This is a genomic window from Roseisalinus antarcticus (assembly GCF_900172355.1).
Classification (GTDB): domain Bacteria; phylum Pseudomonadota; class Alphaproteobacteria; order Rhodobacterales; family Rhodobacteraceae; genus Oceanicola; species Oceanicola antarcticus_A.
On record NZ_FWFZ01000037.1, the window covers coordinates 22,067 to 30,814 of the forward strand.

The 8,748-nt window shown below is 67.0% G+C and carries 8 protein-coding genes and 1 tRNA gene; 7 read left to right on the forward strand and 2 right to left on the reverse strand.

The genetic code is table 11. The features are described from left to right. Positions 1 to 6 precede the first annotated feature (6 nt). A complete protein-coding gene (locus ROA7023_RS19860) occupies positions 7 to 936 on the forward strand; it encodes a 2-hydroxyacid dehydrogenase (protein ID WP_085880742.1) in 930 nt (309 codons plus the stop codon). Positions 937 to 961: 25 nt separating this feature from the next. Here ROA7023_RS19860 and ROA7023_RS19865 read toward each other — a convergent pair whose 3' ends face one another. Together ROA7023_RS19865 and ROA7023_RS19870 are read right to left on the reverse strand one after the other, a co-directional pair. Further along, the gene (locus ROA7023_RS19865) at positions 962 to 1,747 is read right to left on the reverse strand and encodes an SseB family protein (RefSeq protein ID WP_085880743.1); all 786 of its coding nucleotides are present in this window, start codon (positions 1,745 to 1,747) and stop codon (positions 962 to 964) included. A gap of 185 nt (positions 1,748 to 1,932) precedes the next feature. Next, entirely contained in the window at positions 1,933 to 2,517 is a 585-nt protein-coding gene (locus ROA7023_RS19870; RefSeq protein WP_085880744.1) for a uracil-DNA glycosylase family protein, read from the reverse strand. A 259-nt stretch (positions 2,518 to 2,776) separates the two neighbouring features. Here ROA7023_RS19870 and ROA7023_RS19875 point away from each other — a divergent pair, with 259 nt between their 5' ends. The 6 genes from ROA7023_RS19875 (at position 2,777) to ROA7023_RS19900 (ending at position 8,551) form a co-directional block, all read left to right on the forward strand. Further along, complete coding sequence (locus ROA7023_RS19875; protein ID WP_085880745.1) at positions 2,777 to 3,115, forward strand: DUF4087 domain-containing protein; 339 nt, start codon at positions 2,777 to 2,779, stop codon at positions 3,113 to 3,115. Positions 3,116 to 3,178: 63 nt separating this feature from the next. Continuing rightward, positions 3,179 to 4,459: a Na+/H+ antiporter NhaA gene (locus ROA7023_RS19880; RefSeq protein WP_085880746.1), complete on the forward strand. Its 1,281-nt coding sequence runs from the start codon at positions 3,179 to 3,181 to the stop codon at positions 4,457 to 4,459. 173 nt (positions 4,460 to 4,632) lie between these two features. Then, positions 4,633 to 5,286, forward strand: a complete 654-nt coding sequence (locus ROA7023_RS19885; protein ID WP_085880747.1) for an ABC transporter ATP-binding protein — start codon at positions 4,633 to 4,635, stop codon at positions 5,284 to 5,286. Beyond that, positions 5,270 to 6,973, forward strand: a complete 1,704-nt coding sequence (locus ROA7023_RS19890; protein WP_085880748.1) for a KpsE/RkpR family capsule polysaccharide export protein — start codon at positions 5,270 to 5,272, stop codon at positions 6,971 to 6,973. The genes ROA7023_RS19885 and ROA7023_RS19890 overlap by 17 nt, the downstream gene beginning before the upstream one ends. A 110-nt stretch (positions 6,974 to 7,083) precedes the next feature. Beyond that, complete coding sequence (locus ROA7023_RS19895) at positions 7,084 to 8,412, forward strand: mechanosensitive ion channel family protein (RefSeq protein ID WP_085880749.1); 1,329 nt, start codon at positions 7,084 to 7,086, stop codon at positions 8,410 to 8,412. Between the two features lie 64 nt (positions 8,413 to 8,476). Beyond that, a tRNA-Gln gene (locus ROA7023_RS19900) sits at positions 8,477 to 8,551 on the forward strand. The last annotated feature ends 197 nt before the right edge of the window (positions 8,552 to 8,748 follow it).

The following is an 8,748-nucleotide window of genomic DNA, read 5'->3' on the forward strand; positions in this document are numbered from 1 at the left end:
ACTGCAATGATCAACGTGCTGTTCATGGCCCCACAGAAAAGCTGGGCCGCCTACAAGACCGAATTGCCCGCCGCCATCGCCGAGGTCGGCGTGACGGCCCATGTCTCGCCCGACATCCCCGACGAGGAGGTCGACTACATCGTCTATGGCCCGAAGGACACCGGCACCGACTTCACCGCCTATCCACGGCTGAAGGCCGTTCTGGGCCTCTGGGCGGGGGTCGAATCCATCGTCGGAAACGAGACGCTGACGGTGCCGCTGGCCCGCATGGTCGATCCGGGGCTGGCGAACGGCATGGTGGAATGGGTGACCGGCCATGTGCTGCGCCATCATCTGGGGATGGACGCCCACATCGTGAACCCCGACCACCTCTGGGCCCCCTCCCCGCCGCCGCTCGCCCGCAATCGCCGCGTCACGATCCTCGGCCTCGGAGAGCTGGGCACCGCCTGCGGCACCGCCCTGGCCCGCCTCGGCTTTGACGTCACCGGCTGGAGCCGGACGCCCCGCTCCGTGCCCGACCTGCGCTGCCTGGCGGGCCCGTCCGAGCTTGAGACCGCGATCGACGGCGCCGAGATCCTTGTGCTGCTCCTGCCGCTGACGCCCGAGACCGAGAACACGCTCGACGCGCCCCGCCTTGCCCGGCTTTCGCCCGGCGCGGTGGTGCTCAATCCCGGTCGGGGCGCCCTGGTCGACGACACCGCGCTGCTGGCCGCGCTCGAGTCCGGCCAGGTCGGCCACGCGACACTCGATACCTTCCGGACAGAGCCCCTGCCCGCCGATCACCCCTATTGGCAGAACGACCAGGTGACGGTCACGCCGCACATCGCCTCGGCGACACGTCCCGACACAGCTTCCGTGGTGATCGCCGAGAACCTGCGTCGCGCCATCGACGGAGCTCCGCTGCTGCACCTGGTCGACCGCTCGCGCGGCTATTGACGGGCGCAGGTCCGGGGCGCAGCCCTCACCGCAGCCGGGGCGGCGCGTCGGGATCGGACCCCGGCGCGCTTCGCGTGACCTGCTCCCGCTCCGGCTCGGGCAGATCGAAGCGCAGGCCATGCCGCGCGAGGGCCGCCGCGATCGGGTCGGCGGCGCGGAAGAACGCGACATCGAGCGCGCCCGCGTCGATTCCCGAAAAGACCAGCGCCTCCCGCACCGCGCCGGCGAGGGCCGCCTCGGCCGTGGGCTGGGCGTCGACGAAGGCCAGAAGGCTGCCGCGCCCCCCGTCCTCATAGACCACCGTTACCAGATAGGCGGCCCGGGCGAGCCCCCCCGCGGTGGCGAGCTTGCCGTCGAGCCGTGACAGCAGCGCCTCGGGCAAGCCGCCCGGCGGGGCGATCTCCGCGATCCGCGCCTCCGCTTCCGAGGGGCCTTCGCCGAGGGTCGCCGCAAGCCAGTCGACCGCATCGGCCGGCAGCATCATCGCCGAGGGCGCCACATCGAGATTGAGGCCCAGCCCGACCCCCTGCCCCGCGAGCATCGCCGCCAGGCCGCGCCCGGACAGCGCGGCATAGGGCGTCACCGCGCCGGTGAAGGCCGTCAACCGTTCGGCCCGGTCGAAGACCAGCGCATAGGACAACCCCTCTACCTCGAAGAGCCGCGGCGCGATGATTTCGCCGTCGACCTCCCGCTCCAGCAGCAGGAAGAGCTCCGCATCCGCGACCCGCTCGAAGAAGCGCAGGCGGGCGGTATCGTCCTCCGGCGCCGCCTCCATCGCGCGGTGGGCGAGGTCGATCGCTGTCTCGGTCATGGCACTTCCTTTCCTGTCATCCGACGCTCTGGCCGGCCGGCGGATGTTGTCGCGCGGGACGGGCGCGGTGGCCGGGCACCGCCGCACCGGGCCTGTGTCAGCCGGAACCGACGGGAATGGCAACAGCCTGCCTGCGTTTCCGTGCGTGCCCCCGGCGCGGGCGGCGACTGCGCCCCTGCCCCGGCCTATGCGACCAGAACCTGCCCGACGCGTCGCCGCAGTTCCGGGACCAGCTCGGTTTCGAACCAGGGGTTTCTCTTGAGCCAGCCGGTGTTGCGCCAGGAGGGGTGCGGCAGGCAGATGACATCCTCGGGCGCCGATCGCCAGTCCCGCACGACTTCCGTCACGCTGCGGCGTGTCCCCAGATACCAGCGCTGAGAATAGGCGCCGATCAGCAGTTTCAACCGCAGTGCCGGCATCATCGCCATGGCGCGGTCATGCCAGGTCGCGGCGCAGATGGCCGGCGGCGGCAGGTCGCTGCCCTTGTCATCGTAGCCCGGAAAGCAGAAACTGTTCGGCAGGATCGCGACCCGGCGCCGGTCGTAGAACGTCGCCTCGTCAAGACCGAGCCAGTCCCGCAGCCGGTCCCCGGACCGGTCACGGAAGGGGATGCCGCTCTCGTGAACCCGCATCCCGGGCGCCTGCCCCGCAACCAGCAGCCGCGCGGCCGGGTCGATCCAGACCACCGGTCGCGGCGCATGCCGGGTCCGGGTCTGCGCGAACCTTTCGGCGCAAAGGCGGCAGGCGGCGATGCTCTCGGTCAGCTCCATTGCCGCGGAGAGATAGCAGGCCCCTGAGGAAGGACAAGCCTGTTGCCGCGCCACACGCCCGCATCACGCAAACAACGCGCGTGGTCCGCTCGGCATCCTCCGGACATGACCGACCACCTGCAGCGCCTCGGCCCAATAACCGTGCCGCCGTTGGCCACCGGGCCCCAGAAAATTCGCGAATTTTCTGTCTCCGCTCAGAGCGGGGCACGTCGGTGGGTTTCTGTTGCGCCTGCGCCTGCTCCGCCGGTAGGTTTGACGAATGCCCGGATTGTCCATCCTGTTCTTCCTGCTTGCCTCGCCGCTGGAAACGCGGTGTGGCTGGCTTGACAACCCGTCCCCGGCCAATTGGTGGCTGACCGATCGGGACGGAGAATGGGTGCTGATGCTGCAGGGGGCCCACGACCGGAATGGCTTTATCGACGCGCCCTGGGATACGGGCGCAGGAGACTGGGTGGAGACCAATGGCTCCTACGGCTATGGATGCGGCTGCTTCATCGGCTCCGTGGACCCCGCGACCGGCTGGGCCACCTCGGTCATCCGTGTCCAGCCCCTCCCGCTCGCCCAATGCCGGCAGGACCCGGCGCTACCGCCACGTTAGCGTCGGCATTGCGGCAATGGGCAACTTGTTCTACCACGACGGCAAGAAACGGACAGAGTCGCAATGTATCGCGTCTGGAACTTCCTTGCGAATTACTCGATCTTGCTGATCCTCGGCGCCCTTATCGCGCTGGTCTGGGCCAATCTCGACCCCGCCGGCTACCACCATTTCGTGGGCTTCGTGATCTGGGATCACGCGCCCATCGGACACGCCCATCTTCACCCCGAAGGCCATCCGCTTGCGGGCCAGGTCGCACATCGGACACTCACGCTGCACTACCTGGTGAACGATCTGTTGATGGCCCTCTTCTTCGGCATCGCTGCCAAGGAAGTCTGGGAGGCCCTGATCCTGAAGAACGGGTCGCTGCGGGGCAAGAAGGCCGCGACGCCGCTTGTGGCCACCTTGGGCGGCATGCTGGGACCCGTCACCGTCTTCCTCGGGCTCGCGCTGGTGTTCGGGTCCGAGACCTATTCGGCGGTGGCGAACGGCTGGGCCATTCCGACGGCCACGGACATCGCCTTTTCCTACCTGGTGGGCCGCATGGTCTTCGGCGCCGGCCATCCGGCCGTGCGCTTCCTGCTGCTGCTGGCGATCGCGGACGATGCCGCCGGGCTGATCATCCTCGCGCTGTTCTATCCTTCGGCCGAGCTTGCGCCGCTCTGGCTGCTACTCTCCGCCGGTGCCGCGGCCGGGGTCTATGTGCTCTTCAACTGGCTGCCGCGGATGCGAGATCGCGGGAACCAGGCGCGGCCGACCTCGACCTGGGTGCGCAAGACCCTGTCCTTCTGGCCCTACCTGATCGCCGGCTGCCTGAGCTGGTACGGCTTCATGCAGGCGGGCATACACCCGGCCCTTGGCCTGCTGCCCATCGTGCCGACGATCCCCCATGCCGACCGCGCCTTCGGCCTGTTTTCGGAGGCCGAGCAATACCTCACCGACCTGCTCAACAAGATCGAGCACGCTCTCAAGCACCCGGTGGAGATCATCCTGTTCTTCTTCGGGTTGATGAACGCAGGCGTCGAATTCAGCGCCATGGGCGAGGCGACCTGGCTGGTCCTGGCCGGCCTGCTGATCGGCAAGCCCGCGGGCATCCTGATCTTCGGCTGGATCGCGGCCAAGCCGCTGGGCTTCGGCATCCCGCAGGGCATGCGGATGGTGGATCTGCTGGTGATCGGCTGCGTGGCCGCCATCGGCTTTACCGTGTCGCTGTTCATCGCCTCGGTCGCCTTCGAGGTCGGCCCGGTGCAGGATGCCGCCAAGATGGGGGCGCTCTTCAGCTTCTCGGCCGCGGTCATCGCGCTCATCGTGGGCAAGCTCACACGGGTCCAGCGACACCCAGTCTGACACCCCGTCCGGGGGGCATCGCCCGCCCTCTCGGGGAATTTTATTGAACTTTTAGACGGCTCGCCGACATAATGCTGGCAAAATTCCCCGATAGAAGGGGACATTAACTTTATACCGCCATCATCCCGGCGGACACCGAGGCGCCCAACCGGGCCACAGAGCGACGAGAGCCGATGCTCGAGTTCAACAATGTCAGCAAGTCCTTCTGGACCGGGAAGCAGCGCAAGGTGATCCTTGACCGCGCGTCGTTTCGCGTCGAGATCGGCAACTCGCTCGGCATCCTCGCGCCCAATGGCACCGGAAAGACCACGCTTATCAACATGATGGCCGGGCTGGAGAAACCCGACGAAGGCACCATCCTGCGCACCAGCCGCGTGTCGTTTCCACTGGGCTTCATGGGCGGGGTGGTCAGTCGCCACACGGCGGTCGAGAACTCGCGCTACATCGCCCGCCTCTACGGGCTGGACGCGGATTATGTCGAGGCGTTCTGCCGCTGGCTGTCGGGGATCGGCGAGTATTTCGACATGCCGCTGGGCACCTACAGCGCCGGCATGAAGGCACGATTTACCTTTTCCTTGCTGCTGGCCCTCGATTTCGACATCTACCTGATCGACGAGGGTATGCCGCAGACCACCGATGCGGATTTCAACCGCAAAGCCGGCGCGATCCTGCGTGAACGGCTCGAGAAGACCACGATCATCATCGTCTCCCACCAGCCCCAGACGCTGGAGCGGTTCGCCAAACAGGCGGCGGTGCTGCGCAACGGCCAGCTGACGATGTTCGAGACGTTGGAAGAGGCGAAAGAACTTTATGACTACGAAGCCTAAAGCCCGCAAATTCCGCATCCGCCGTGGCTCCGGCCAGTCTTCCGCACCGGCTGGCCCCGCGGCCGACCTGAGCGATGCCGCCCCCGCCGCCCCTGATCAGACCGGCCCCAACAACGCTGCGGGATCCGCCGGGCAAACGGGCCTCACAGGCGCCGTGGACAGCGCGAACCGGGTCTCCGCAGAGGCCGAGATAGACGAGATCCGGCGCGAGGGGCTGACCGGCCGACAGCTTCGGATGGCGCGGCGCGTGGCGCAGAAACACGGGCTGGAGGTCACTTCGGATTTCGATGCCGTGCGGCAGCTGCGTCGAAACGGCGTTGACCCGTTCCAGCGCTCGAGCGTGCTGGAACTCGTGGTGCCCGACAACACGACCGACGTGCTCGCCTCTCCTGATCATGGCAGCGGCGGCGGCGGAGGTGGGCGGACCCAGCTGCCCCAGACCGTGCCGGCCAACCGCGGCGGCAATCTGCCCGTCGGCGCGAAGCCCGCAAACCTGCCCTCGACCGAGACCCGCCCGGCGGGCCCCTCGCGGCTGGAGGACGGGATGGCCGAGGTCGCCCGCATCCAGCGCGACCTGAGCAGGCGGCGGCGGCTGAAGATGCTCTTGCTGCTGACGCGGCTCGCGCTGTTCGTGGGCCTGCCGACCTTCGCGGCCGGGTATTACTACAACTTCGTCGCGACTCCGATGTATGCGACCAAGTCGGAATTCGTCATCCAGCAGGCGGAACCCCAGGGCGGGGCCGGCGGCTTCGGCAACCTGTTCCAGGGCACCTCGATGGCGACGCAGCAGGATTCGATCGCGGTCCAGTCCTACCTGACTTCGCGCGAGGCGATGCTGCGGCTGGACCAGGATCACGGCTTCAAGGAGCATTTCAACCAGGATCACATCGACCCGATCCAGGCGCTCGCAGACGATGCCAGCAACGAAGAGGCCTACGCGATCTACGAGAAACGCGTGAAGGTCAGCTATGATCCGACCGAGGGGTTGTTGCGGATGGAGGTGTCTGCCGCCGACCCCGAGACCAGCCAGGTCTTTTCCGAGGCGCTGGTGAACTACGCCGAAGAGCAGATCGACCAGTTGACCCAGCGCCTGCGCGAGGACCAGATGGCCGGTGCGCGCGAAAGCTACGTGAACGCGGAGGGCCGCCGGCAGGCCGCCTTGCAAGAGCTTCTGAGCCTGCAGGAAGAGCTTGAGACGATCGACCCGGCCGGCGAGACCGCCGCACGGACCCAGCGCATCGCCGCCCTGCAGACCCAGCGACAGGAGCTGCAATTGCAACTCCAGAGCCGTCTCGCCGCCCGCCGCCCGAACGAGGCGCAGGTCGACGGGCTACGCTCGGAGATCGGCAATATCGACGCCCTGATCGCCGAGGTCCAGGCCGAAGCGGTGAACGTGACGGGCGGGGTCAGCCAGGCCCAGAAGAACACGCAGCTCAGGCTGGCCGAAGAGGATTACGCCTTTCAGAACGTCCTGGTCCAGCAGGCGCTACAGGCCATGGAAACGGCCCAGATCGAGGCGAACCGGCAGGTGCGCTATCTGTCGCTCTCGGTGGCCCCGGTGGCGCCGGATGATCCGACCTATCCGAGGGCTTTCGAGAATACCATTCTCGCCTTCCTGATCTTCGCGGGGATCTATCTCATGGTCTCGATCACCGCCTCCATCCTGCGCGAACAGGTCTCCTCCTAGGCGCCCAGATTTTTCGCGAAAAATCTGCGCCTGTTGCGAGCGGCGCACTTTGCGGGCAGCCGGGAAGGCCCTAGGCTGGCCTCTTCGGTCATTTGAGCGGTTTCGATCCAATGCGCTTTCTTCACCTGCTGTTGCTTCTGGCCGCCTTGGTCGCCCCATTGCCCGGCGCCGCCCAGGACGCCGGCCCGAACGGGCCGATCACGGCGCAGACGGATGCCATCTCGGACGCCGCCATCGCCGTGCGGATCCGCGAGATCATCGCCGAACTCGGCGGCTATGAGGATGTCACCGTCACGGTCTCCGAAGGGATCGTCCGGCTGCGGGGCACGACCACTTCGATGACCGAAGCCGGCGCGTTGGAGGGCCTCGTCAACCGGGTCGAAGGCGTCGTCGCGATCCGCAACGAGGTCACCGAGACTGCCGACATCATCCGGCGCCTGGACCCGGCGATCGAGCGGTTCCGAGCGCGAATGGCCCAGCTGGTGGTCTCTTTGCCGCTGCTGCTGATCGCGGGCGCGGTCTCTGCGGTGATCGTGTCGCTGGGCTTCGCGCTCGCCCGCTGGCAACGCCCGTGGGAGCGGCTGGCGCCGAACGCCTTCATCGCCGACCTCTACCGGGTGCTGATCCGGCTGGCCTTCATCGTCGTGGCCATCGTCGTCGCGCTCGACATCCTGAACGCTTCGGCGCTGCTCTCCACGATCCTCGGCGCCGCCGGCATCATCGGCCTTGCCGTGGGCTTCGCCGTTCGCGACACGGTCGAGAATTTCATCGCCTCGATCATGCTGTCCATCCGCCAGCCGTTCGGCCCCAACGACGTGGTCGAGATCAACGGCGACCAGGGAAAGGTGATCCGCCTCACGAGCCGGGCGACCATCCTGCTGAGCTTCGATGGCAACCAGATCCGGATCCCCAACGCGACGGTCTTCAAGAGCCGCATCGTGAACTATTCCATCAATCCCGAGATGCGGTTCACCTTCACCATCTGCGTAGACCTGATGTCCGACCTGTCCGAGGTCGTGCGGATAGCAAAGGAGACGATCAGCGGCCTGCCCTACACCCTGTCCACGCCGGCCCCGATGATCTGGCTGGGCGAGATCACCGACAGCGGCGTCGAGGTGATCGTTGCAGGCTGGATCGATCAGCGCGACACCTCCCTGCTGCTCGCCCGGGGCGAGGCCCTACGACAGCTCAAGCGGGCCTACGTGGCCGCCGGGATCGACATGCCGAACACGACCTACACGATCGCCCTCGCCGGAGGCGACCTGGCCGCGCCGGATACGTCCTCGCCCGCGCCCCATCGGTCGCCCCTTGCAGCCGAACCGGACGACATCGCCCCCGTGGCCGAAACGACGGCAGGCGAACTCGACAGGATCGTGGACGCGGAGCGCGAACAGGAAGACGCCCAAGACCTGCTCCGCCCGGAGGCCGCCAAGGAATAGTCCCGCCCACCGTGCGTTTGGGGGTTGAACCACCCATGCTGTGGCGCTAATCAGCACCCGCTGTTGGGGTGTAGCCAAGCGGTAAGGCAGCGGTTTTTGGTACCGTGTACCGTAGGTTCGAATCCTACCACCCCAGCCATGTTTCCTTCCCAGACACGAAAAGCCCAAGAATAATGGGTCGGCAGCACGCCGTCCGGAAATCCTGTGTCCCACGACTGTCAATCGGCAGGCAATCTTGACCCCCTATCGGCATCCAAAAATGACCCCCTCGGAGCGCTCGGGTAGTTGGCCCGATGCGGTGTAGCCCTCATACAGCGCAGCCGTATCGGGCCAGCG

Coding starts and splice junctions, on each gene's coding strand:
- ROA7023_RS19860 (WP_085880742.1), top strand. CDS start 7: ATGATCAACGTGCTGTTCATGGCCCCACAGAAAAGCTGGGCCGCCTAC.
- ROA7023_RS19865 (WP_085880743.1), bottom strand. CDS start 1,747: ATGACCGAGACAGCGATCGACCTCGCCCACCGCGCGATGGAGGCGGCG.
- ROA7023_RS19870 (WP_085880744.1), bottom strand. CDS start 2,517: ATGGAGCTGACCGAGAGCATCGCCGCCTGCCGCCTTTGCGCCGAAAGG.
- ROA7023_RS19875 (WP_085880745.1), top strand. CDS start 2,777: ATGCCCGGATTGTCCATCCTGTTCTTCCTGCTTGCCTCGCCGCTGGAA.
- ROA7023_RS19880 (WP_085880746.1), top strand. CDS start 3,179: ATGTATCGCGTCTGGAACTTCCTTGCGAATTACTCGATCTTGCTGATC.
- ROA7023_RS19885 (WP_085880747.1), top strand. CDS start 4,633: ATGCTCGAGTTCAACAATGTCAGCAAGTCCTTCTGGACCGGGAAGCAG.
- ROA7023_RS19890 (WP_085880748.1), top strand. CDS start 5,270: ATGACTACGAAGCCTAAAGCCCGCAAATTCCGCATCCGCCGTGGCTCC.
- ROA7023_RS19895 (WP_085880749.1), top strand. CDS start 7,084: ATGCGCTTTCTTCACCTGCTGTTGCTTCTGGCCGCCTTGGTCGCCCCA.